This is a genomic window from Fundidesulfovibrio putealis DSM 16056 (assembly GCF_000429325.1).
Classification (GTDB): Bacteria; Desulfobacterota; Desulfovibrionia; order Desulfovibrionales; family Desulfovibrionaceae; genus Fundidesulfovibrio; species Fundidesulfovibrio putealis.
This window is the reverse complement of the sequence record NZ_AUBQ01000003.1, coordinates 395,685-418,931: the sequence shown is the minus strand read 5'-3', so window position 1 is coordinate 418,931 and position 23,247 is coordinate 395,685. Positions and strand designations below refer to the sequence as shown.

Below are 23,247 nucleotides of genomic sequence, written 5' to 3'. Positions count from 1 at the left end.
ATAATGAGAACGTGTCTTAAGCGTATAGCGCAGTTCGTTTCCGAGTGGGAGCACTTTATGATGCCTGCTCCGGGCTGCTTCCGGGGCAGATATGATGGCTGCCGTCCTGCACGGGGTGGCGGCGAAGCGGCAGCATCACCGTGAACACGGCCCCCTCGCCCGGGGTGGAGTCCACCCGGATGGAGCCTTTGTGCATGGTGGTGACGATGTAATAGGACACGGAGAGGCCAAGTCCCGTGCCCTGGCCCACCTCCTTGGTGGTGAAGAAGGGCTCGAAGATGCGCTCCCGGACCTCTTCCGGGATGCCGGGACCGTTGTCGCGGACCTCGAGCACGGCGTCGTCGCCTTCGCAGCGCGTGGTGATCAGCAGCTTCGGCGTGCGCGTGGCCGCCGTCTCGGACATGGCCTGGGCGGCGTTCTTGAAAAGGTTGAGCAGCACCTGCTCGATCTGGCTGCGGTTCACCGGGATCTCGGCCAGATCCGGGTCGTAGACGCGCTCCACGGCAACGGTCTTGAAATCGAGGCGCTTTTTCAGCTCATAGTCGTTGGCGGCCAGCTCCAGGGCGCGGTCGACCAGCTCGTCGATCTTCACGGGGATGTAGCCCGAGTGGGAGCGGCGCGAAAAGCCGAGCATGTTGGAGACGATCTTGCCCGCGCGCGCGCCAAGCTCCCGGATTGCCTCAACTTGTTCGAAGATGCCGCGCGCCTCCAGATAGACGGACATGGCCTTGAGGTCGATCCCGGCGGCCTCGGCGGCGCGCTGGTTGGCGGGCAGGTCCGGGGAGAGACGCCGGGCCATGTTCTGGGCGGACATGATGATGCCGCCCAGGGGGTTGTTGATCTCGTGGGCCATGCCTGCGGCCAGCCCGCCCACGGTCATCATCTTCTCGGTGTGCACCATGACCTCTTCCATGCGGATGCGGTCGGTGACGTCGTCGATGCGCAGCACCGCGCCGCCCTCGGCCCCCTCCTCCCCCGCCCTGCCGTGCCGCAGCGGATACACCAGCACGTCCACGATGCGTCGGCCGAAGCCGAAATCCAGGGTCAGCTTCTCCCACTTCACGGGCAGGCCGAGGATTGCGGACTGCTCAAGCGCGGGAAGCACCATGACAAGCGGCGCGACCGCCTCTTCCAGGGGCCTGCCCAGGGCTTCCTGGGCCTTCACCCCGGTCAGCTTTTCCGCCTCCACGTTCCAGAGCTCCACGCAGCCTTCGCCGTCCGTGGCGGCCAGGAAGGAAGGCATGGCCTCCACCACGGAGGACAGCCGCCGCCTGCTCTGGTCCAGGGCCTGTTCGCGGGCCTTCAGCGCGTCCGCCATGGTCAGGAAGCTCTCGGCCAGGGGCTCGAACTCGCGGAATGCGGGCTTGATGTCCAGATCGTAGCGCCCGCGAGAAACCGCGCGGGTCTGGGCCGTAAGGTCGCCCAGGGGTCTCAGCAGCTGGGCCTGGAAGGCCAGCATGGCCAGCACCGAGCACAGCGCCACCACGGCCACGCCGCCCAGGGTGTAGGAATAGAGATTGCGCACCGAGGCGTAGGCGTTTGCGGCGGGTTCGAACACCAGCACCAGCCAGCCGGTCTCGGTGACGGGGGACACGCTGGCGATTCCGGGTATCGAGTCGTAGACGCCCTGGAAGGAGCCTTCCTCGCCCGACAGGCCCTTGCGGACGGCCTCCAGGTTCAGGAGGCTCTCGCGCCGAAGCGCCGTGGCGGGATCGGAGTGTCCGATCACCACGCCCTTGTTGTCCACCACAGCCACGAAGCCGCCGCCTTCGGGCGGCAGCACCATGGCCATGCGTGAGATTTCCTCAACCCGCAGCTGCATGACGGCCACTCCCTGGGAGTAGCCCTCGGAGATGGTGGCCGTGGCCACGGACGTCTGGGCCGAAACAAAGGACTCGGAGAACACCTGCCCCCTGCGTTCGCGCGCCATGCGGAAAAACGGCTGGTTTGAAAGATCAAGGCCCAGCTGGTCCGAGTTGGCCGGGGCCACGGCTCTCACCAGCCCGTCCACGCCGAGCACCTGGACCAGCTCCACCACTTTGGTGAAGTGCCGGATGCTCTCCAGGGTGTCGACAAGATCCTGCCCTTCCAAGCCTTCCTCCAGCTGCACGGACAGGGCGGACAGGGCGAAGGTGGGCTGCGCGATGGCGTTGGACACCTCTCCGGCCAGGGCGTGGGCCAGCCCCTGGTTGCGCTTGGCCACGTCGTCGCGCATGCGCTCGGCGATGCGTCCGAACACTGCGAACTGCATGGTGACCCCGATGCAGGCCAGGAGTGCGAGCCCCAGGGCGAGGCGCATGCGAAGACTGGTCCTCGATGCCATCAGGGCGACTCCTTTAGGCTCAGCCGACCATCGGCTACCGTCAAAAGATGGAGCGGGCGCGACACGTCGCCGAAGCCGTCCAGGGAGTATTCCCCCTGGAGGCCGCGATACGTCTTTCTGTCCAGGATGATGCGCTTCAGGGCTTCGCCCCTGGCGTGGGGGTCCGTTTTCAGGGCGGAAGCCAGAAGCATCACCGCTTCGTAATTGAATATGCTGGAGAAATCAGGGTCCTTGCCGAAACGCGCCCTGAAAGCCGCGACGAAGTTCAGGTAGTCCGGGTCCCTGCTCTCGGGATTGAAGGGCACCATGGACAGGATGCCTTCAACGGCCCGGCCGCCGCTCTGGATCAGTTCGCCGGACATGCCCCACGCCGAGGAGAACACCGGCACGCCGGGTTCGAGGATGCGCAGCCGCTGGCACATGAGCGCCGTATCCAGGGGGCTGGAGACCAGCATGACGCCGTCCGGACGCATGGCGAGGGCCTTTGCGGCCAGCTCCTGGAAGGAAGGCGACTGGCGGGAATCGTACTCGAAGACCAGCAGCTCGCGCCCGCCGGATTCCAGGAATCCCCTGCGGAACGAGCGGATGACGCCCGCCGAGTAGGAGGCGTTGGCCTTGTCCGCGAGCACCGAGATGGTTTTCAGAGCGCGCGCAGCGCCGCAGTAGCTTCCAAGGGAGGTGGTAAAGGCGTCGGCGGCGGGGATGACGCGCAGGAACAGGTCGTCCTGGGCGTTGAAATCATCGGAACTTACGGTGGGGCTGACCACCAGCACGTCGGCCTCCTGGGCCGCGTCCACCATCGAACGCGCCACGGCGCTGGCAAAAGGCCCCACGATGGCCACAGCGCCCAATGCTTTGAGGTGGATGACGGCCTTCCGGGCCACGTCGGGGTCGAAGGCGTCGTCTTCCATGTCCAGCCGGAGGGATCTTCCGTCAATGCCGCCCCTGGCATTGACGTGCTCCACGGCAAGAACGGCTCCGTCGCGCCCGGAGGCGGACAGCGCCGAGAAGCGTCCGGAAAGGCTGGAGATGTACCCCAGGATTATCGGGTCCACGGGCGGGAGACGCATCAGAAGATGGCCCGCCAGTGCGAGGGCCAACGCAGCGATCACCGCAAAAACGAGCTTTTGCATGCCCGCGCTCCGAAATAGCCCAGAAAAACAGCGCGCACCCTGTCGCAGACGCCCACGCCGGAAATGATCCTTGGCCGGCAGGCCACTTCACCACGAACAACCGTCATCATCCCGAGGCGTCACGGACAGGCACGAAAGCCCCGATCAAGAACAGACGCCATCATTCCGAAGCGTACATTGACCTTACGGAAAGGCGTTTGGCCTGTCAAATCGGCAGTCGATAAAGGGAGATACGTTCACAACAGGGGTCGAAGCCAGATCCAGGCAGGCCGGGCTGACCTCATGCACATTGGCAAGCCGGGAACGCGCAGGAACACGGCGGCAGACCGGGTTTCCGTTCGCGCCAGCATAAGAACGAGCAGGCGGATGAGCGAGTGGGATGGGAGATGGCAAATACGGGCCGGAGGGCTGGACGCGCCACGGTGGCCTGAATGCCCTGATCGCCCTGAGGGGGATGACCCGCGCAGCGCGGCGTGTCCGGAGCAGGTCCGCGCAGCGGCCCCGATCAGGCGAGCCAGCTGCGCGAGTAGAACTTGGCGTAAAATTGGATCATTCGCCTTGCATTGGCCTTGGCCAGGCCGAAATCACACAGTCGGCAATAGATGTGAACCGGGTTCAACCTGTGTTGCAGATAGCTTCGCAGTTTCTTGGGAATCATGGCCGCCTCCTCCGGACGTACCGGTCTTCAGTAAAATTGCATGCATTCCTCGTGCCGAAAACAGCGTTCATCATTGCGTCTGCGACGCCATGCCAATCTTATCGGCCACGCGGGCCAGGGGTTTATGCCCGGTGGCGGAGGGCGAACGAGAGGGGAGGGCCCCATGCCCTCCCCCTGCGCGCTCAACTGTAATTCTTCAGGACAAGTCTGGCTTTCTCAAGAAAGATTCGTGCTGCGTGAGACTCTGCCAGCGAGAATCATTCATTTTTACTTTGAAAATCATGTCCACGTCTTTCAAAGGAGCGGCACTAGTTGGCCTTGACCGTTGCGGTTTCGGGCTTCTTCACTGCCGGGGCGGCCTCGGCTGTGTGCTTCGCTGCCTCGGCAGGCTTCATGGTCACGGGCTTGGCCTCAGGCTTCGCTTCGGGCTTGGCGGCCTTGGCGTCCAGGGTCGTGGCCTTGGCCGGAGCATTCTTGTCCGCAGCCTTGGCGGCGTCAGCCTTCGGGGCCTCGGCCTTCACAGCGGCCTTGTCGGCTTCCGGCTTGACGGCGTCAGTCTTCACGGCGGCCTTGTCGGCAGATTTTACAGTGTCGGCCTTGGCCGGAGCCGCCGCGTCCTGCTTCAAGGCTGCGGAGGGGACCGGGGTGGCCGCAGTCGTCGCCGTCTCAGGCTTCCTCACCACCGGCGCGGCCTCGGTCTTGACGCTGCCCTTCGCGGAAGCATCCACCGGAGCCTTGTCGGACGCGAAAACAGCAGGTGCGGTAAGCAGAAATGCGCCCATGACACTGGTAGCAATGATGCGTTTCATCTTCTTTATCTCCGAGTCACTGTTGTTTATGCACCGAACAACGTCTCCAACAGACATCGTCTGCGCATGCAACCCACAAAGCATCAAGCGTGCCAACGCCAATACCGCCATGAAAAGCCGTTTCCCAGTCATGAATTACCAAAATGAGCTGTGAAAGTACGTTTTTTGCTCTTTTCCAGCGCATCCGGTTACGGTTCTTGCCCACGCCCCGGATTGACTTCCCCCCTCTCCGCCCTCTACATACTCGCCTGTATGACCAGAACCATCCACCAGACCATCGCCGTCCGATACGACTTCCCGGTGATCTTCACGAGAGACGCCCTTGCCCCCCAAAACTCCGCACTGGCAGGACTTTTCCCGCCCTGCACGCCCGCTCCCGGCGGCTGCGGCACGTCCCCGCAACAGGGCTGCGGCCCGCATCGCCTGGCTGCCGTGCTGGACGACGGCCTGCTGGCGTCCTTTCCGGATCTCGGCGCGCGCATCGAGGGCTATTTCCGGCACAACCCGGTGGCCAGCCTGACCGCGCCGGTCCTGGCCGTGCCCGGCGGAGAGCGGGCCAAGGCGGACCTCTCGGTGTTTCAGTCCGTGCTGGACCTGATCTTCGAGGCGCGCCTGTGCCGCCAGTCCTACCTGCTGGTGATCGGCGGAGGCGCGGTGCTGGACGCGGCGGGGTTCGCCGCCGCCACGGCGCACCGGGGCGTGCGGCTCATCCGCATGCCCTCCACCGCGCTGGCCCAGAACGACGCCGGAGTGGGCGTGAAGAACGCCGTGAACTTTTTCGGGCGCAAGAATTTCCTGGGCTGCTTCGCGCCGCCCTTTGCCGTGCTGAACGATTTTGCCCTGCTGGACGGCCTGGAGGAGCGCGAACGCCGCGCCGGACTGGCCGAGGCGGTGAAAATCGCGCTCATCAAGGACGCGGTGTTCTTCGACAGGCTCTTTGCCGACCGCCACGCCCTCAAGCGCCTGGAGCACGGCCCGCTGGAGCACTCCATCGAGCGCTGCGCCGAGCTGCACCTTGAGCACATCGCCACCGGCGGCGACCCGTTCGAGTTCGGGTCCTCGCGCCCTCTGGATTTCGGCCACTGGAGCGCCCACGCCATGGAAGAGGCCACCAACGGGGCGCTCGGCCATGGCGAGGCGGTGGCCATCGGCGTGGCCCTGGACTCGGTCTATTCGCACCTGACCGGGCTCTTGCCGGCTGACGACCTGGCGCACATCCTGGAAATCCTGCCCGACCTCGGGTTCACGCCCTGGCACGCAGCTCTGGAGACCCTGGACGCCCCGACGGCCATCGAGTCCTTCCGGGAGCACCTGGGCGGCAGGCTGTTTCTGAGCCTGCTCACGGGCATCGGAGCCCGCGTGGAGGTTTCCTCCATCGATTTCGCCAAAATGCAGGAAGCTGTAGCCATCCTGCGGGAGCGGTTCGCGTAAAGATGCATCCCGTCACCTACTGCACCAACATCCACCCCGGCGAATCCTGGGAGCAGACGCGCGCCAACTTGGCCTCCCACACTCTGGCCGTGAAGGCCGCCGTCTGCCCGGATCGACCGTTCCCGGTGGGGCTTCGCGTCTCCGGGCTGGCCAGCCGGGAAGTGACGCCCGAGGAGGCCCTCCGCTTTCGCGAGTGGCTTGACGAGAATGGCCTGTACGTGGCCACGGTGAACGGCTTTCCCTACGGCACATTCCACGGACGCCCGGTGAAATCAGGCGTCTACCAGCCGGACTGGCGCGACCCCGCCCGCCTGGAATACACCCTGAAGCTGGCGGAACTGCTGGCGGTCTGGTTGCCTGACGGCCCGGATAGCATAACCGGGTCCATCTCCACCGTGCCTGTGGGTTTTCGCGCGGATTTCGACTCTGCCCAGGAGCACCTGGCCTTCGCCGCCCTGCGCCGGGCCGCCGAAGGCCTGGACGCCCTGGCCCAACGCACCGGCAAGCGCATCCGCCTGTCCCTGGAGCCGGAGCCGGGCTGCCTGGTGGAGACCACCCCGCAGCTGATAGCGCTTTTCGACCGGCTTGACCTGCCGGACCACCTGCGCGCAACCCTGGCTGTCTGTTACGACTGCTGCCATCAGGCCTTGCAGTTCGAGGATCCGGCATGGTCGCTCGCACAGCTCGCGGACAACGGCGTGGACATCGGGCACGTCCAGGTGTCTTCGGCCCTGCACCTGTCCTGCGCGGACCTGTCGCGCCTGGCGCGCTTCGACGAGCCGGTGTACCTGCACCAGTGCGTGGCCCTTGATGAGGGCGGAGGCCTCGTGCGCTTCGACGACTTGGGCGAGGCCCTGGCCGCCTCGGCTGGAGCGAGCGTCGGGGATGGAACGGTGGACGTGGAGAGCAGGATTGACCGGGCTCATACGGTTGGTGCGACTGGATCGGCGGGCTTGTCCGGCGGTCTGGAAAAGCAATGGACCGCGAGGCGCGTTGCTGAAACTGACGCCCCGTCCTGCCTCGAAAACGCCGCCTGCTGGAGGGTGCATTTTCATCTGCCGGTATTCCTGGCGCAGTTGCCCGGATGCCTGAGCACGCAGCAGTTCCTGAAGGATTTCCTGCCGCTGGTGTCCCCGTCCGTGCCTCTGGAGGTGGAGACCTACACCTTCGACGTTCTTCCGCCGGAGTTGCAGACACCCACCGTGGTGGAATCAATCGTCCGGGAGATCAAATGGGTGGAGGACTGCCGCGCCGGAAGGCTGAAAGATTGATTGATTCCGGGTTGATGCGTGATAAGCGGCGGGTGAAACTCGGTCAGGATCGGCAGGCCTTCTGGTGAACGCCTGGTATTGAACGCAAAAAAAGACCTGCTGGCGCGATAACCGGATCTCCGGCAGCCTCCCCTACCTTCAGGTGTGGCTCTTACGCTGCGCTTGCGCAGGTCTTTTGATGATGCGCCTCGATGCGCTGGCTATGTGAGGAATCGTTTATTTCGGAAAACCTACCTGTTGCATTCCCTGCAACCATTCCAAACGGGTTTGAGAGGTTTACTTCCACCGGGGCCTCTGCCTGTGATTTGCTGGCGCTGGAGCCGGATTGTCCGGCAGCCTCCCCTTCCTTCAGGTGTCGCTCTTACGGTGCGCTTGCGCAAATCAAATCATCCTTCGCCTGTTCGGGCGGATTATGATCTGAAGCGTTTATTTCGCTCACCCCTCCGCTTAGGTTGGCCACATTGGCCTTACTTACATAATAACCATGTTTTCCGGCATGTACAGGCCAATGCAAAAGGCCGCCCCCGAAGGGGCGGCCTTGAATTACGCATTACCCTGCTGGGCTGGTGTAGCACCCTCAAAGCACGTTCTAACACGTTAAGAACCTAAACCGAGAGAACCATTCATTTTGTTTGCGGAAAACATGTTCATGCTTTTCGCAAACCCGGCACTAGCGGGAGGACCTGGACCGCTTGCGCAGGTAGCCCACGCCGAGGATGCCAAGGCCCATGAGCAGCATGGTGCCGGGTTCGGGCGTCGGGACCCGGGTGTGTTCGAACAGGACGTCGTTGGCGCAGGTCATGGTGTAGGCGATGACTATTTCCTTGCCCATCAGGCTCAGGAAATCGATGCCGCCTATGCCGCTCAAGTCCCAGGTGGAGGACCCGACCGCCGTGGACTTGGACAACCGGTCGAGTTCCGAAAAGCTGTCCCATCCGTCGAAGCCGACCACGCCAAGGTCGAGGATGCCGCTGTTGGCGTTTTCGGTCGTATAAACGTACTTCCCCTTCACCTTCTTCTCGTATTCGTACGGCAGGATCGAATCCTTGACTGTGGAGGGGTGCCAGTCGCGGTTGTCGGTGTTGCCGTAATAGGCCTCGTACTGGGCAAACTTCCCATTCTCATACGCTGTCGACGTCCCATACAGTATCTTGTCATTGGTCTGGTACAGATGGTATGCCGTGTTATCCACCCACTTGTTCTTGTCGAAATCCCACACCTGATCGGGACGGTGTATCACGTAGTCCCAGGCGTTGTTGTTATCCACATCGATATACCAGTCGCCAGCTTCGAGTGAGTTCCAGGAGGACTGTCCCCAGGACTGGTTCGCGTAGTGGTTGGTATAGTTCAGCGTGATGGATGTCAGGGTGTGCCCCGCTGAATAGGTCATCGACCCCCCGGTCAGATCAGGCACGCCGTTCTGGTCCTGATTGGCCAGTTCTGGCGTCTTCTTCAGGCCGGACCAGACGTTGACCGAGTCGCCGAAATTCACGACGGAAGCTTGGGCTCCGGCTGCACCAACGGTGATGGACAGTATTGCCAGGAGTGCGGACAGTATCAATTTCATGGAAGACCTCGGTTTTCGACGCTTTCAGTGGGACAAGCAAAAACCAAACCACCGACACAACACAGCCATTTTATTCACCTTAATAGCAGAACTGGCACAGGAAATATGTCTTCACCGGCATACTGTGTCGGAAATATTTACGACCCGTGCCAGTACGAAGAAGCCTATACTTTCAACCGGTTACCATCAAGCATTGAGGCAGATCTAATCCGACTTTGTCGGATTTGGTTACAGTCCGAAAAAAAAGGATTCACCTGTTTCCGGCAGGATACGCCGTTGAAAGGTCCCTTGTGCGTCCCTTTTTCCCGGATTGGCCTTCAGCTTCGTTCCCCAGGCTGCTGTCGGCGGGGATGCGACAGCGTCCGCAAGATGGCGCAGCCGCAGGCTCCGCCGCATTATTGACGTTTCGCCCCGCGACAAGCCGTCGCAAGCGCTCATGCAGGCCTCTTCGGACCCAATATCCAGAGCCTCACGTCCGGGATTGCCGGACACGCCAGCCTCTCCCCGGCAGGAACGCCCTAACGAAACAAGGCCGCCCCCTGTCGGGAGCGGCCTGAACATCGGGCAGGTCCGGCGAAGCACGGGAAGGCAGGTCCGAGGCAGCCGCAACCGCCCCCGCCGCCTGCACACGAGGCGCCTTCAACCCGACCGCATTTATTCCAACCCGGAAAACAGCTCCGCGTTCTCCAGGGTGCAGCACTAAAATCCGCAGGTCTTCAGAATGCCGGTGAGCACCTTGTCGGCGTCGAAGAACTCCTCGGCGATTTTCCGGGCGGCCTTGCGGTGTTTAGGGTAGTCGGAAAGCACCGTCTCGATGGCGGCCTTGGCGTTGTCCACGCCGTCGAAGGTGACCAGCCCCTCTCCCACGGGCAGGTAGGTGCCAAAGCCCGTGTCCTCCACGATGACGGGGCGGCCCGAGGCCAGGTAGCTGGCGGAACGGTCCGAGAACCAGCCGGATTTCAGCTGGATGTTCTGTTCCTTGGCCACGGTGAACTCGGACGTGGAGTTCAGGATGTAGTCGTGGTAGCCCCAGATGTCCTTGGAGAGCTCCAGGGCGTTCTTCACCTTCCAGCCGTGGGCGGCGAAGCGCTGCGCGTCTTCCTTCATGCCGCTCATGGTGAGGTCCAGGGTGACGCCGGGGAGCTTCTCGGGCAGGTCGATGATCTGCTCGTACTTCTCGGACTTGCGCCAGGAGAGCTTCTTGCCCTCGTGGACGATGTCGCGCCCCTGAGCGTCCCAGTTGCCGATGGTGGTGAAGCCGGAGCCGGAGCCTTCCACGTTGGGCCACATGTCCAGGACGATGGGCACGCGGGTGGGCGTGTATTCGATGCCGGAGAGGGCCACGCCCGTGGACCCGGTGGGAATGTTGTGCCCCCAGGTGAAGAACGCGTCGTGCTGCAGGAAGTAGTCGCGGGTCCACTCGTCGGTTGCGATCTTGGACTGGGTGAAGATGGGGTCGGTGTCGATGATGGCCCGGACCTTGGCCTTCATGTAGCTTTCGCGCAGCGGGATGACGCCCGACACGTTCAGGAAGAGGTCCGCGCTTTCGCAGAAGCGGTCCAGGTCGGCGCGCTCCATGCCGTAGAGCTTGTTCTCGAAGATGGTGTTGTAGGCCCAGCGTCCGGAGAGGCCGATGCTCTTGAAGGCGTCGTCCAGCACCGCGCGACCGTGGCTCGAATCGGCTGAGGCGAACCCCTTGTTGGGGTCGAACGGCAGCGCCCAGTCGGCCGTGTCTTCCACGAAGATTACATCATGCCCCTGGCGCTTGAGCCCTTCCATGTAGTGCATGATCATCCAGATCTGGCCCCCCAGAGGGAAGCTTACGGCGTACCCACCAACCACGATCTTAAGCTTGCGCATGTCTACGAACCTTTCCTAACGAGCGATTTGGTCTGCGGAACGTTTTGATTTTTCTTGAGCTCGGCCATGATTTTCGCGCCGTCCCGAATGGTCACGACGGGTATCTTCTGCTCGACCACCCAGCCGAGCACAGCGTCCATTCCCTCGGCGGAATAGGGCTCCCAGCCGGTATTGTCACCCACACCGTGGAAACAGAACACCACCCAGCCACCGTGTTCCAGGCAGTGGTCCTTGATGATGCGCATGTAGGACTGGGGGGTATCCTTGCTGTGGGCCATGAACCGCTTGACTGCGTAGGGATCGAAGCTGCCGGGCCTGTTGTCGGAGTCGCGCCCGGTGCAGGCGCGCGCGTAGTAGCGCTTGCTGATCACCTCGACATCGTCGGTCCAGTAATTGTGGGGGGCGATGTAGGTGTCCACATTGTAGCCGAGCTCCACGAGGATGCGCTTGGATTCCTCCAACTCGCGCTGGTAGGACCCGGCCCGGATGCCGATCTCGGCCGGGTCGCCGCCGCGAAACGGACGCGCATGCAGTTCGGCGATGCACCGGTCCAGCCAGTAGGAACCGGGCGTGGCGGCAAGCTCCGCGAGGCTGAAGACTTCCTTGAGGGGCTTGCCGTCCTGGTAGAGTCCGGCGATGCGCTCGTACTCGTACTGGGTCTGGAAGTGGGAGGGATCCTTCTCGTCCACGTGCCAGCCGACCACCGGCTCCTGCTCGTAGGTTTTGGGGATCTGCACGGGCCGCGAATGGGTCAGGCTGTGGGAGGCTATCTCCCAGCCGCTCTGCTCCAGTTCGCGCACCTGGTCCACGTTCATGTAGTCGTTGTTGCCGGAAGTGACGCGGCTGGCCACGATTCCCGCCGTGGCAACCTGGCCCCGGCGCTTGAAGATGGGCAACGCGTAGTTGTAGTTGCTGACGAGTCCGTCGTCGAAGGTGAAGGTCACCATGCCGAGCGGCAGAGGTTTCTCGGCAGCCCATACGGCCATCGGAAGCGATGCGGACGCGGCAAGCACGGGCAGCATGGAAAGGAAACGGCGACGATTCATGCGGACGGACTCCTCAGACAACATAGTCGGTCCCGCGCCTGAAAAAATGACCTAGCAGCGGGCGGCGACTCAGCAAAGCAAGGACCGGGCCAAGCAAAACATGAAATTTGGGGATTCTTCCGGCCCATGGGACAGGCTGGAAGCGCTCCATTATAGGAAAGCCCCCCGAAAATCAAACCGTAAACCCGCCCGACGGTCCAGTAACGATTCTTGCCCGCGAATGGGCAAAAAGCGTAACTGCGACTCCTTGACCCCGCCAAGGAAGCTGCTAGTGTCGCGCCCGTGCAAGGGGAGTCCGCTTTTTCAAACAATCCCCATATTTCCGGAATGTTGCCTCATGAACGTCCCTGACGCGTCTCATGAGCGAGCTTACGCGCAGTCGCGGAGGTCGTCATGCTAGCCCACAGCCCACTGCGGCTCTCCACCCTGGTCGCCTGCGCACTGGTGCTGGCCTTCGCCGGGCAGGTCCGGTGCGAGTCCAAGCATTTCCAGGCATCCCAGCGTAATTTCGAGGACCTGGCCGCACAGGCAGCCCGTCTTTCCGCCGAGGTGGACTCCTCCTGGGAAAAAAACGCCTGCAACTATTACGCGGCCACCGCCGTGACCTACGCCGTACGCAGCCACGCCCTGGCCCAGCTGGCAGGCGTTGCCGCCCAGATGCGCCAGCCCGAGGACCAGGCCCTGCTGCAACGCACGCTGGCCGAGACCGTGGCCTACGTCAGCCGTTACGTGGACGACGACCTGAAGGTCCTGGAAGACCTCGCCGCAGGCAGCAAGAACGCCCGCATCAAGGATCTGGGTCTGCGCCTTATCAACGTGCTGCGCGTGTTCGAGCGAAACGCCCAGGCCCTGGTCAGACGCTGATCGCCTTGCCCGCCCCCGCCTTCCCGATGCTCCGCCCCGTCACTCTTGCCCCAGGCCGAGCCCAGGCCCGGCCACCCAGGCCCCGAGGGCGCGGTGGTCCTTGATGCCGGACACGATGGGATAATACAGGCGCGACACGCACAGATACACGCGGTCTCCGGGACGCGCCTCATCCGCACGGATAGTCAGCGCGCCGGTGCGGGCCGTTGCGGAGCCGAACGTTGCCTCGGCCAGTACGCGCCCGTCCCGTGAAAACGCCACGCGCACCGGTTTCGCGGAGAGGTCGGGGTGGGTGATCCCCAGCTCGAAACGCCACGGCCCCTGTCCTTCCAGCCTGAAAGACGACGCGCCGCAGCTCCACAGCACCAGCCGCCCGTCCACTGCCTCAGGCCCGGAAAATCCCTGGAGCTGGCGCGCGCCCTCAGGCGGCCAAACATCCTGCCCCAGCCGTCTGGCCGTAGCGGCGAACCCGGCGTTGCCCAGGTTGATGCACAGCGCCGCCAGCACGGCCAGGGCAACTACCCGCGCGGCCCGGTTCTGCGTGAAGTCCGCGACCCAGCCGCCGATCTCGTCCTCCTGGCGCAGGCACCAGGCCGCCACCGCAAAGAACAGAAGCCACACCGCCGGGATGTAGATCATCTCCTGGAACAGCCCGAACACGTGAAAGGCCCCAAGCGACAAGAGCACCGCGAGGCTCATGGCTTCGGCCCGCCGCCGATGCCGCCTGAGCGCCAGCTGCGCCGAGCGCCCGGCCAGCAGGAGCCACGCCGCCAGCCCCAGCGCGCCGCCGCCAGCGAAAATCTGGATGAACAGGTTGTGGGTGGCCTCGAAGACCTCGGCGTCGGCAGGAATTCCCTGCTTAAGCCCGCTGGCCGGGACGGCCATCAGGGCCGGATAGTGCCAGGCGTAGGTCTCGTAGCCCATGCCGGACACCGGCGACTCCAGGCCCACCAGCACGCCGCTCTTGAACACGGTGGGGCGCGGCGTCTCGGAGAAGCGCTCCAGGCGCTGGGCAATCATGGTGGCCAGGGGGAAGTTCAGAAGCGAAATGCGCGTGGCCGAGAGCACGCCGTACACCCCGAGGCCCAGCACGGCCACCGCCGCGCCGCCCAGGGCAGCGCCCTTGGCCATGCGCCGGTAATCCAGGGCGAAGAGGTCGAACCGGGCCAGCCCCGCCACCACGCAGGATACGGCCAGCAAGGCGGACAAGAGCCAGGCCGCCCGCGCCATGGTGAAGACCATGGCCGCAAGCGACAGGGCCAGCACGGCAAAGAAGAACCAGCGCCCGCGCCTGCGCCCGAAAAGCAGCAGGAAGGGCAGGCCCACGCACACGTATTCCGCGAACCAGCCAGGGTTTAGAAACAGCGAGGTGAGCCTGTCGCTCATGGCGTAGGCCTTGCCCCTGGCCAGGAAGTACTCTGCCAGCCCGAAGACCAGGGCGGCGGGCAGGGACGCTGCCACGCCGCGCAGCAGGGAGGACGGCCCGTTGTCGGCCCCGTCATGCCGCAGTCGCGAGAGCTCCCAGGCGAACAGGGCGTACAGCGCCAGCCTGTCCAGGGCGGCCAGGGCGTAGAAGGAACTGGAGGCCACGGAATACCCCGCCATGCGGACAAATCCCAGCGGTCCAAGTTCGCGAAACGCCTGGGCGTACTCGCCAAGAGGCAGAAGCGGCAGGCCAGCCGCCATCACACCCACGAAGCCCATGAACCACAGCCGCAGCGGGCCGTAGGATCGCGTGCGCAGCCCCGGCCCGGACGCGGCCAGCAGCATAAGCGCGCAAACACTGACCAGATAGTGCAGCACCTGGGCCTGAGCCGAATAGGACTGGAACCCGAAGAACATGAGCCCAGCGCCAAGCGCGGCCAGCAGGTGTTGGATCATGCCCCGCCGCCACAGGCACAGGGCGCAGCCCAGGGGGAAGGCCAGCACGAACATTTTGGAACGCCCGCCCATCTCCCAGCACAAAAGGCCGGAGAACAAGGCGTTGACTGCCAGGAACAGAAGTTTGGAGGCGAATGCTGCGCGCGCGGTGGTCATGCAGGAGGGCTTTTAGCCCAGGCGCTCCCAGAAATCGAGCACCGCTTTTCGCTGCGGTGAAAGGCCGTAGGCCTGAGCTGTCGCGGCGCAGGCGTCCAGCACGGCGCGCAGGGGCTCCCCGCCCGAGACGCGCAGGGCCAGGGCCTTTTCCAGGGCCTGGGCCGCGCCCATCACATCGTTGTCCGGCACGAAGAAGCCGTTGCCGCCCCAGGCGACCGGGTCCAGAGGACAGTCCGGCTGGTAGCGGCCCGGTTCGGCCTGGCGCATGTAGTCCCAGCCGCCAAGGCCCGCGAACCCGGCGGGGATGGCTCCGCTGGCCATGGCCTCCAGGGGCGGCAGCGGGCAGCCCTCGGGAAAGCCCGTGGCCAGGAAGGCGTGGCTGCGCGCAAGCGCCCCGGCCACTCCGGCCTGGTCCAGGCCGCTTATTTCAACCCACTCCACCTGGAAGTTGCCCCTGGCCGCGATCACGGCCCTGATCTGCTCGGCCAGGGCCTTGTTCTTGCGGGGCATGTAGGACACGGTGAGCCGATCGGGCTTCTGCTCCGGCGCCGCGAACACTGACGTGTCGATGCCGGGGCGCAGGATGGGGACGTCCACCCCCAGGCTTTGCCCGATGAACCAGGACACGGGACGAGACACCGCAAACAGCGTCACCGGGAGGCTCCGCCAGTCCACGCCCTGAGGCAGGCCGGAAAAGAGATACGCCCAGTTCTGCACGTAGGACAGGCAGCGCGCCCCGGCCTTGAGCCCCGGCGTCAGCGCGTTCACCCAGCCCTCGGGGACCACCCACGCGTCTTGCGGGGTGAGCTCCACTTCGGAGAAGTCGTCCTCGGGCAGTCCGGTGCAGTCCGGCCTCCACCCGGTTCGGTCCCGCAGGGCCAGGCGCGCGTCGTGCCCGGCCTCACGCAGGTACTGCGCCATGCGCACCAGCACCGCCACGCCGCCAGCGGCCCGGCGCACGGGCGGGATGAAAAAGAAGGTCCGTCCCGAAAGGGTTTTCATCTTGTCATACCGCCTTGACGAAGGCTATTTATCCAATGAACTCGATAATCCCCCACCCGAGGCCCCATCATGCACGAAAGCGAGCGCACCGGCCAGCCCTGGCCTGAGCTGACCCCCGAACAGACCCGCATCCCCACTCTCGGGCAGGCCAAGATTCCCAACCCGCGCACCAACTCGCTCTTCGTGGACGACGGCCAGGGAGTTCTGGTGGACATCACGCACGGCGCATCCGGCAGGCGCGCCCGCCCGGCGGCCATGGAGCAGGCCGGGGCGCGCTGCCAGATCTATTTCGACCCCCCCAAGACCAAGTGCGCCATCGTGACCTGCGGGGGGCTGTGCCCCGGCATCAATGACGTGATCCGCTCCATCGTCATGGAGGCGCACCACGGCTACAGGGTGTCCTCCATCCTGGGGGTGCGCTACGGGCTGGCCGGGTTCATCCCCAAATCCAGCCCCGACGTGGTGGAGTTGACCACGCAGGCCGTGGCCGACATCCACGAGTTCGGCGGCACCATCCTGGGCTCCTCGCGCGGGCCGCAGAACCCCGAGGACGTGGTGGACGCCCTGGAGCGCCTGAACGTGGGCGTGCTGTTCATGCTGGGGGGCGTGGGCACGCTGCGCGCCGCCCAGGCCATCCACGAGGTGACTGCCAAACGAAACCTGCGCACCGCCGTGGTGTGCATCCCCAAGACCGTGGACAACGACATCCACTATGTGGCGCGCACCTTCGGCTTCGACACCGCCGTGGAAAAGGCCATCGAGGCCATCCGCTGCGCCCACGTGGAAGCCCTCGGTGCGCCCTATGGCATAGGGCTGGTCAAGGTGATGGGTCGCGAATCCGGGTTCATCGCGGCGGCTGCGGCCCTGGCCATCAAGGAAGTGAACTTCGTGCTGGTGCCGGAGATGCCCTTCGCCCTGGAAGGCCCCGGCGGGTTCCTGCCCCAGTTGGAGGCGCGCCTCAGGCGGCGCGGCCACGCCGTGATCGTGGTGGCCGAGGGCGCGGGCCAGCACCTGCTCCCGGAATCCGGCCTGACCGACGCCTCCGGCAACAAGATCCTGGGCGACATCAGCAAGCTCCTGCTTTCGAGCATCAAGAGCCACTTCGCGGACCGTCTGCCCATCACGCTCAAATTCATCGACCCAAGCTACATCATCCGCTCCATCCCCGCCGGAGCCGCAGACCGCGCCCACTGCAACATGCTGGGAGCCATGGCCGTGCATGCGGGCATGGCCGGAAAGACCGGGCTCATGGTCAGCCAGCTGCACGGGATTCCCGTGCACATCCCCCTGCCGCTGGTCACCCTCGGGCGCAAGCAGATGGACCTGAATACCAGTTACTGGCAGCAGGTGATGGACTCCACCGGACAGAGCCAGCTCAGCGCGACCCCAGCCTGCCCCTGACACGTTCTTGATGCACGGGGGGCTGTTTCCAGGAGCAGCCCCCCGACTGCGTCGCCGGGGTCATGGCCAAACCATGCCGCCTGCACCCGGCCTTGACACGCTCGTCCTGCCGGGCTAGCCGTTCCCGACCATATCCGGCCATTACGGAACACGGTGCAAATCCGTGGCGGTCCCGCCGCAGTATGCGAAGACGAAGCCAGCGAAACCACTGTCCCTCACGGGATGGGAAGGGCTGGCGGAGGATGACTCGCGAGCCTGAAGACGAATGGCCGGAATCGTTTCGCGGATTGAACCCATGGTAAAGGCGATCCCTTGACCCCATCATCTGGGGCCAAGGGATTTTTTGTTTGCGCCGTCCGCACGCAACCACTCTCTTTCACAGAGGATTCATACGATGACCACCACGCTCGACACCCGGTACCAGGCCCTGCTCGCCCGCATCACCCCCGTGGACCAGTCCCTGGCCGCAGCCGGGCAGACCCACCTGGACAGCCTGACCAAACCCCAGGGGAGCCTGGGCCGCCTGGAAGAGTTGGCCCTTCGCCTGTACATGATCCAGGGCGGCAAAGCCCCCGCAGCAGACCCCGCCGTGATCTTCACCTGCGCGGGCGACCACGGCGTGGCCGCCGAGGGCGTGAGCCTCTTCCCCCAGGAGGTCACCCGGCAGATGGTGCTGAACTTCGTAAGCGGTGGCGCAGGCATCAACGTGCTGGCCAGGCAGGCCGGGGCGGACCTGCTGGTGGTGGACGCAGGCAGTGCAGGCGGGACCTATCCCGAGCACCCCAAGCTGATCCAGGCCAAGGTGGCCCCCGGCACGGCCAACATGGCCAAAGGCCCGGCCATGACCCGCGAGCAGTGCCTGGAAGCCCTGCTGCTGGGCGTCCGGCTCGCTGGCGATGCCGCCGCGCGCGGCTGCCGCACCATCGGCACCGGCGACATGGGCATCGCCAACACCACGCCCTCCACGGCCATGTTCTGCGCCTACCTGGGGCTCTCCCCGCAGGACGTCACCGGCCCCGGCACCGGGCTGGACGCGGGCGGCGTGTCCCGCAAGGCCGCCGTCATCGCCACCTGCCTCGACGTGAACAGGGCCGCCGTCGAGTCCGGCGACCCGCTGGACGTGCTGGCGGCGCTCGGCGGCTACGAGATCGCCTGCATCGCCGGGCTCATCCTGGGCGGCGCTGCAAACCGCATGGCCGTACTGGTGGACGGGTTCATCTCCACCGCCGCCTGCGTAGCCGCCACCCGCATCGCACCCGCCGCAGCCGACTGCTGCTTCTTCAGCCACGCCTCGGCGGAACCGGGCCATCAGGCCGTAATGCGAGCCCTTAACGCCAAGCCGCTCCTGGACCTGGGCCTGCGCCTTGGCGAGGGAACCGGCGCGGCCCTGGCGCTCGTGCTGCTGCGCGGCGCGGCCGCCATCTTCAACGAGATGGCCACCTTCGCCCAGGCGGGCGTCAGCACGTCTGAATAAGGGAGTCGACAAACTTCACGGCAGGAATTATTGTGTGGGAAGGACGGACCTCTTCGGGCCGTCCTCACCCCAACGCCCGGAGTCAGCCATGAACGACGGTCTGGTCCACATAGCCACCTACGATGGCCTTGTGCATTCGCCGGACGCCATCGTGGCGCACCCGCCGGGCGACCCCGTGGCGCACCCGCCAGGGCACGTCATCATCCCCACGCCCCCCGCCGATCAGGTGATTCATGTGATTCAGGAAGGAATCATCGGACACGTCATCAACGAACTGGTCTAGATTCCGAGACAGTATGAAGTGGGGGAAAGCCTCCGGCGGCCAAAGGGACAAGTCCCTTTGGAATCCCCTATGGGGTACGCCAAACAGCGGCTATCTCGGGATGCGAGCGAGTCCCACGGCCACGAAGGACCATAGAGACATGCCCCACAGCGTCAGTCCCAGGCCCCACAGGCCCAGGCGAAGGCGCGCGGCTGTCAGGTTGGCGGGCTCGACGCTGCAAAAGCGCGTCATCAGGCAGGCGGTCATGGCCAGTATCGGGAACAGGTAGCGGCCCTGCGCCTGGAAGTCCGCTGTCCAGGAGTGCCAGAGCGACTGCCCCACGGTCAGAAGCGAGAACACCAGCCACAGCCCCCAGGCCTCCCTGGCCTGACGCCCGCACACGGCCATGTTCACGGCCAGGAGCGCCATGAAGGCCCAGAACGCCCAGCCGATGTAGCGGTAGAAGATCAGCGGGGCCTCTATCTCCATGCCGCCATACTTGCCGAAGGCGCTGCGGAAGGTGAACACGTGCCACTTCCACTCGCCCGTGAACATCTCCACCAGGGTGACGCCCTTGGAGCGCATGCGCGAACCCCAGAAGCCCTCACCCTTTTCCTGCTTTGAGGGCTTGAACTCCTCGGCCGCGAACTGCTCGGCGACCTTGGCCACCACGTCCGGGGCCTGATCGCGCACCACCCAGGCGTGCACGCCGTAGCGCACGCCGAAAATGGCCGCTGCCAATGCCAGCGCCAGCCCGGCCTGCCTCAGGTTCGGAAGCGGCAGTACGGGCCGCTGCCGCGACTGCCAGACCGCCAAGCCCCAGAACGCGCCGAAATACGCCAGATACACATAGTAATTCTGCTTCGAGATCGACATCATCCCCAGCGTCGCGCCCAACAGGAGCAACCGGCGCGTCTGTCCCGCCTGCCTCATCGACACGGCTGACTCGCCTGTTCCGGCCCCAGCGCCCGGCGCTTCATCCCGCAAAAGACCCGCCAACAGGTACACGGTGATGAAGCTCAGGGCCAACGGCAGGGCGTCGCCGTTGAAATAGCTGAACACGTACCAACCCTGCGGCGAGATGAACAGCGGCAGCACTCCAACCCGATACCGCGCCGGAATCCGCCAGCACAACGTCATGAGCAGCGCGAACATGCCCACGTTGAACAGCCGCAGGGCCAGATAGTCTTCCCCGGCCAGGGGTTTCACCACACGCGCGAACTTGCCCGCGAAAAAGTACACCGCGTCCAATTGGTGCAGATACGACACGCCGTAGTTGCTGTAGGCCCCCCTGGCGCGCTCATCGCCGGGCTGCGGCGGGTCCCAGTACTCCATGTAGTACTGGCCAGCGCCCACGTGGTCCTTCTCGTCCGGGTGGGCCTTGTAGGCGCTGGTGAATGCCATCGACGCCACGCACCACAGCGTGGCCGCCAGCGTAAGCCCCCACAGCGCGGACAGGAGCTTGTCAGTGCGCGGCATGGTGATGGCTCACGGGGGGAGAGGGAGAGAGGCAAAGGCGAAGGCGAAGAGAAGACCAGGGCTCCGCCCTGGACCCGCCAGGGGAGAAGCCTCCCCTGGACCCGGCTTTCCGCTTCGCGTCGTGTGCAGGCGGGGTCGGGCCGGAGCGGGGGGAGGCGGGGTGTTCCGCCGGGAACGCCCAAAGCGGCTTATCCCGGCGGCCAGCCATCGCCGAAGACGGCGATTTCAAGAAAACAGGCATGAAGCGCGGCTTTGCGCGCTTCATGACCATGCATGCAGAATATTCCAGAGTAACAGGGCGATACGCGAAGCTACTGGGGATTCCAAAGGGACTCAGTCCCTTTGGCCGCCGGAGGCATCTTATTCTTCTGCCTCCGCTTTTCTCTCCCCGCGTCACGCAGGCGTCCCGCACTATTTCCCGGCCCCGTAAACGGCCTCGAGAATCTTCGCCGCCCCGCGCTCCATGACCTCTTCGGCCACGACGCGACCGAGCGCCTGGGCTTCGGCGCGAGGCGCTCGCTTCTCGGCGCGGATCATCACCGTGCCGTCCGGGTCGGCCACGAGGCCGGTCAGGGCCACGTCGCCGCCGTCGATGCGCCCGAAGGCCGCGATGGGCACCTGGCAGCCGCCCTCCAGGCGCGCCAGGAAGGCGCGCTCGGCGCTGACGGCGTCGCGGGTGTCGGGGTGGTCCAGAAAGGCGGTGAGGTCGCGGATGCGCTGGTCGTCGGCGCGGTATTCAATGCCAAGCGCGCCCTGGGCCACGGCGGGCAGGAAGTCCGGCGCGCAAAGGCGCACCATGCAGGGCGCGGTGAGACCCAGGCGGTTCAGGCCTGCGGCCGCCACCACGATGGCGTCGTACTGGCCGTCCATGAGCTTGCCCACGCGGGTGTCCAGGTTGCCGCGAAGCATCTGGATGTTCAGGTCCGGGCGAAGCGCCATGAGCTGCGACTGGCGGCGCAGGCTGGAGGTGCCGATGGTCGCGCCCTGGGGCAGCTCGGCGAGACTCTGGAAGGTCTTGGAGAGGAGCATGTCCGCGTGGTCCTCGCGCTCGGGGATGGCCCCCAGGGTCAGGCCCGCGAGACGCTCCACGGGGACGTCCTTCATGGAGTGGATGGCCAGGTCGGCGCGCTTGTCGGCCAGGGCGTCCTCGATCTCCTTCACGAACAGGCCCTTGCCGCCCACCTTGGCCAGGGGGACGTCCAGAATCTTGTCGCCCTGGGTCTTGAGGATGAGCAGGGAGACGGAAAGACCGGCGTGTCGGCCTTCCAGCAGGGCCTTGATGTGATTGGCCTGCCAGAGGGCCAGCTTGCTGCCGCGCGTGGCGATGGTGATGTTCATTTGCACGTGGAGCAGCTCCCGCCGGAACATCCGGCGCATCCGCCGCCACCGGCGCGCGGTGCGGGGATGGTGTTGCCCTGGTAGCCGCCGGGGTTGTGCCCGGCGCTGTGGCGGCAGGCGCTCATGAGCTTGTGCACCTTCTCGGAGGCGCACTTGGGGCAGGGAGGCGTGGCCCCGCCGAAGACGAGTTCCTCGAAATCCTCTCCGCAGCTTTCGCAGCGGAATTCGTAGATAGGCATGTCGGTCGCTCCTTGAGGCGCGCTGGTGTCGCATCCCTGAAAAACATGAACATGCTTTTCAGGGGTAATCATACTACTCTTGCCCTTTTCACTTCACAAGAAGCGGGCGTGCGGGAACGCCTCGCTAGGGCGTGGCGTCCAGGTAGGGCTTGAGCTCCACCACGGCCTCGAAAAGGTAATGGTCGGTCAGTTTGCACATCAGATGTCCGCAGGCGATGTGGATCTCCTGCACCAGGGCCGTGACCGTGCTCGGCACCAGGATGGCCAGGTCGCTGAACTGGACGACCTCGCCGTTCTTGCCGGTCATGGCGATGGTGGTCAGGCCCTTGTCGCGCGCGACGCGCATGGCTGCCACCACGTTGGGGCTGTTGCCGGAGGTGGTGATGCCCACCAGCACGTCGCCGGGCTGCCCGAGCGCCTGGACCTGTTTGGAAAACACCTGGTCGAAACCGTAATCGTTGCCGATGGCGGTCAGGATGGAGGTGTCCGTGGTCAGGGCGATGGCGGGAAGCGGCGGGCGCTCCAGCTGGAAGCGGTTGACGAACTCCGCAGCCAGATGCTGGGCGTCGGCGGCGGACCCGCCGTTGCCGCAGAAGAGGATCTTTCCGCCCTTGGCCAGGCACAGGGCCAGGGTGCGCCCCACGGTGACGACGGCCTGCGCGTTGTCCCTGAAGAAGCGTTCGCGCAGCTCCGTGCCCTCGCGGGCATAGTCGTGCACGAGTTCCAAGGCGTCGCTGGACATGGATGGTTCTCCTCGAAGATTGCCTTAAGCCGCCCGCATCGTCGAATCGGCTGCCCTGCATACCCAAAACGGCCTCCGAAGACAACGCCGCAAGATTCCAAAGGGTTGTAGTTGCCAGGAAACACGTTCCAGGGTATCTGAAGTGACCGCTTCCCTGCCCTGGCCGCCTCCGACGGACCCTCTGCGGACCCGCTTTCGAGTCCGCCCGGCCTGACAGGTGCGACGCGCGCGTACAAGTGCGGCATTTTTGAAAGTCCGCTCAGCGGAACGATGCAGTTTTTGCAATTTTGTCTTTTTTTTCCTGATTGGGT

19 protein-coding genes and 1 riboswitch are annotated in these 23,247 nt (G+C 64.8%); of the genes, 6 read left to right on the top strand and 13 right to left on the bottom strand.

Annotated elements, in window-relative coordinates:
* Window positions 1-55: 55 nt before the first annotated feature.
* The 4 genes from G453_RS25895 to G453_RS27700 form a co-directional block, all read right to left on the bottom strand.
* On the bottom strand, window positions 56-2,323 hold the full coding sequence (locus tag G453_RS25895; protein ID WP_084502041.1) for a PAS domain-containing sensor histidine kinase: 2,268 nt from the start codon (window positions 2,321-2,323) through the stop codon (window positions 56-58).
* Window positions 2,323-3,456, bottom strand: coding sequence for an ABC transporter substrate-binding protein (locus G453_RS0102005; RefSeq protein WP_027189692.1), 1,134 nt, complete (start codon window positions 3,454-3,456; stop codon window positions 2,323-2,325). The genes G453_RS25895 and G453_RS0102005 overlap by 1 nt, the downstream gene beginning before the upstream one ends.
* A gap of 505 nt (window positions 3,457-3,961) precedes the next feature.
* Window positions 3,962-4,114 carry a hypothetical protein gene (locus G453_RS28310; RefSeq protein ID WP_169725274.1) on the bottom strand — a complete coding sequence of 51 codons (153 nt, stop codon included), beginning with the start codon at window positions 4,112-4,114 and terminating at the stop codon, window positions 3,962-3,964.
* 308 nt (window positions 4,115-4,422) lie between these two features.
* Window positions 4,423-4,923: a hypothetical protein gene (locus G453_RS27700; RefSeq protein ID WP_051271438.1), complete on the bottom strand. Its 501-nt coding sequence runs from the start codon at window positions 4,921-4,923 to the stop codon at window positions 4,423-4,425.
* Window positions 4,924-5,175: 252 nt separating this feature from the next.
* Here G453_RS27700 and G453_RS0101990 point away from each other — a divergent pair, with 252 nt between their 5' ends.
* Together G453_RS0101990 and eboE are read left to right on the top strand one after the other, a co-directional pair.
* Window positions 5,176-6,354 (top strand): 3-dehydroquinate synthase, encoded by a 1,179-nt coding sequence (locus tag G453_RS0101990; protein WP_027189691.1) that lies wholly within the window; start codon window positions 5,176-5,178, stop codon window positions 6,352-6,354.
* A gap of 2 nt (window positions 6,355-6,356) precedes the next feature.
* Complete coding sequence (gene eboE / locus G453_RS0101985) at window positions 6,357-7,625, top strand: metabolite traffic protein EboE (RefSeq protein ID WP_027189690.1); 1,269 nt, start codon at window positions 6,357-6,359, stop codon at window positions 7,623-7,625.
* A 670-nt stretch (window positions 7,626-8,295) separates the two neighbouring features.
* Here eboE and G453_RS0101980 read toward each other — a convergent pair.
* The 3 genes from G453_RS0101980 to G453_RS21845 form a co-directional block, all read right to left on the bottom strand.
* Window positions 8,296-9,192, bottom strand: a complete 897-nt coding sequence (locus G453_RS0101980) for a PEP-CTERM sorting domain-containing protein (RefSeq protein WP_043643946.1) — start codon at window positions 9,190-9,192, stop codon at window positions 8,296-8,298.
* 699 nt (window positions 9,193-9,891) lie between these two features.
* Window positions 9,892-11,052, bottom strand: a complete 1,161-nt coding sequence (locus G453_RS0101975; RefSeq protein ID WP_027189688.1) for a glycosyltransferase — start codon at window positions 11,050-11,052, stop codon at window positions 9,892-9,894.
* Window positions 11,053-11,054: 2 nt separating this feature from the next.
* On the bottom strand, window positions 11,055-12,098 hold the full coding sequence (locus G453_RS21845) for a polysaccharide deacetylase family protein (RefSeq protein WP_051271435.1): 1,044 nt from the start codon (window positions 12,096-12,098) through the stop codon (window positions 11,055-11,057).
* 393 nt (window positions 12,099-12,491) lie between these two features.
* On the opposite strand from G453_RS21845, the gene G453_RS0101965 reads away from it, so the two are divergent.
* Window positions 12,492-12,962: a hypothetical protein gene (locus G453_RS0101965; RefSeq protein ID WP_027189687.1), complete on the top strand. Its 471-nt coding sequence runs from the start codon at window positions 12,492-12,494 to the stop codon at window positions 12,960-12,962.
* 39 nt (window positions 12,963-13,001) lie between these two features.
* Here the strand turns inward: G453_RS0101965 and G453_RS0101960 are convergent, their stop codons facing one another.
* Window positions 13,002-14,999: an O-antigen ligase family protein gene (locus G453_RS0101960; protein WP_027189686.1), complete on the bottom strand. Its 1,998-nt coding sequence runs from the start codon at window positions 14,997-14,999 to the stop codon at window positions 13,002-13,004.
* 12 nt (window positions 15,000-15,011) lie between these two features.
* The gene (locus G453_RS0101955; protein ID WP_027189685.1) at window positions 15,012-16,001 is read right to left on the bottom strand and encodes a glycosyltransferase family protein; all 990 of its coding nucleotides are present in this window, start codon (window positions 15,999-16,001) and stop codon (window positions 15,012-15,014) included.
* Window positions 16,002-16,070: 69 nt separating this feature from the next.
* On the opposite strand from G453_RS0101955, the gene G453_RS0101950 reads away from it, so the two are divergent.
* The 3 genes from G453_RS0101950 to G453_RS0101940 all read left to right on the top strand — a co-directional run bounded on the left by G453_RS0101950 (window position 16,071) and on the right by G453_RS0101940 (window position 19,159).
* Complete coding sequence (locus G453_RS0101950) at window positions 16,071-17,402, top strand: ATP-dependent 6-phosphofructokinase (RefSeq protein WP_051271432.1); 1,332 nt, start codon at window positions 16,071-16,073, stop codon at window positions 17,400-17,402.
* Window positions 17,403-17,513: 111 nt separating this feature from the next.
* Window positions 17,514-17,687: riboswitch (cobalamin riboswitch) on the top strand.
* A gap of 109 nt (window positions 17,688-17,796) precedes the next feature.
* Window positions 17,797-18,876 (top strand): nicotinate-nucleotide--dimethylbenzimidazole phosphoribosyltransferase, encoded by a 1,080-nt coding sequence (gene cobT, locus G453_RS0101945; protein WP_043643943.1) that lies wholly within the window; start codon window positions 17,797-17,799, stop codon window positions 18,874-18,876.
* Window positions 18,877-18,964: 88 nt separating this feature from the next.
* Window positions 18,965-19,159, top strand: a complete 195-nt coding sequence (locus tag G453_RS0101940; RefSeq protein ID WP_027189682.1) for a hypothetical protein — start codon at window positions 18,965-18,967, stop codon at window positions 19,157-19,159.
* Between the two features lie 90 nt (window positions 19,160-19,249).
* On the opposite strand, the gene G453_RS0101935 is transcribed toward G453_RS0101940, so the two are convergent.
* The 4 genes from G453_RS0101935 to G453_RS0101920 form a co-directional block, all read right to left on the bottom strand.
* Window positions 19,250-20,617 (bottom strand): hypothetical protein, encoded by a 1,368-nt coding sequence (locus G453_RS0101935; protein WP_027189681.1) that lies wholly within the window; start codon window positions 20,615-20,617, stop codon window positions 19,250-19,252.
* Between the two features lie 411 nt (window positions 20,618-21,028).
* Complete coding sequence (gene hemC / locus G453_RS0101930) at window positions 21,029-21,955, bottom strand: hydroxymethylbilane synthase (RefSeq protein WP_407635546.1); 927 nt, start codon at window positions 21,953-21,955, stop codon at window positions 21,029-21,031.
* On the bottom strand, window positions 21,952-22,194 hold the full coding sequence (locus G453_RS0101925; RefSeq protein ID WP_027189679.1) for an FmdB family zinc ribbon protein: 243 nt from the start codon (window positions 22,192-22,194) through the stop codon (window positions 21,952-21,954). Before G453_RS0101925 ends, hemC begins: the two co-directional genes overlap by 4 nt.
* Before the next feature lie 124 nt (window positions 22,195-22,318).
* The gene (locus G453_RS0101920; RefSeq protein WP_027189678.1) at window positions 22,319-22,936 is read right to left on the bottom strand and encodes a D-sedoheptulose 7-phosphate isomerase; all 618 of its coding nucleotides are present in this window, start codon (window positions 22,934-22,936) and stop codon (window positions 22,319-22,321) included.
* Window positions 22,937-23,247: the final 311 nt, after the last annotated feature.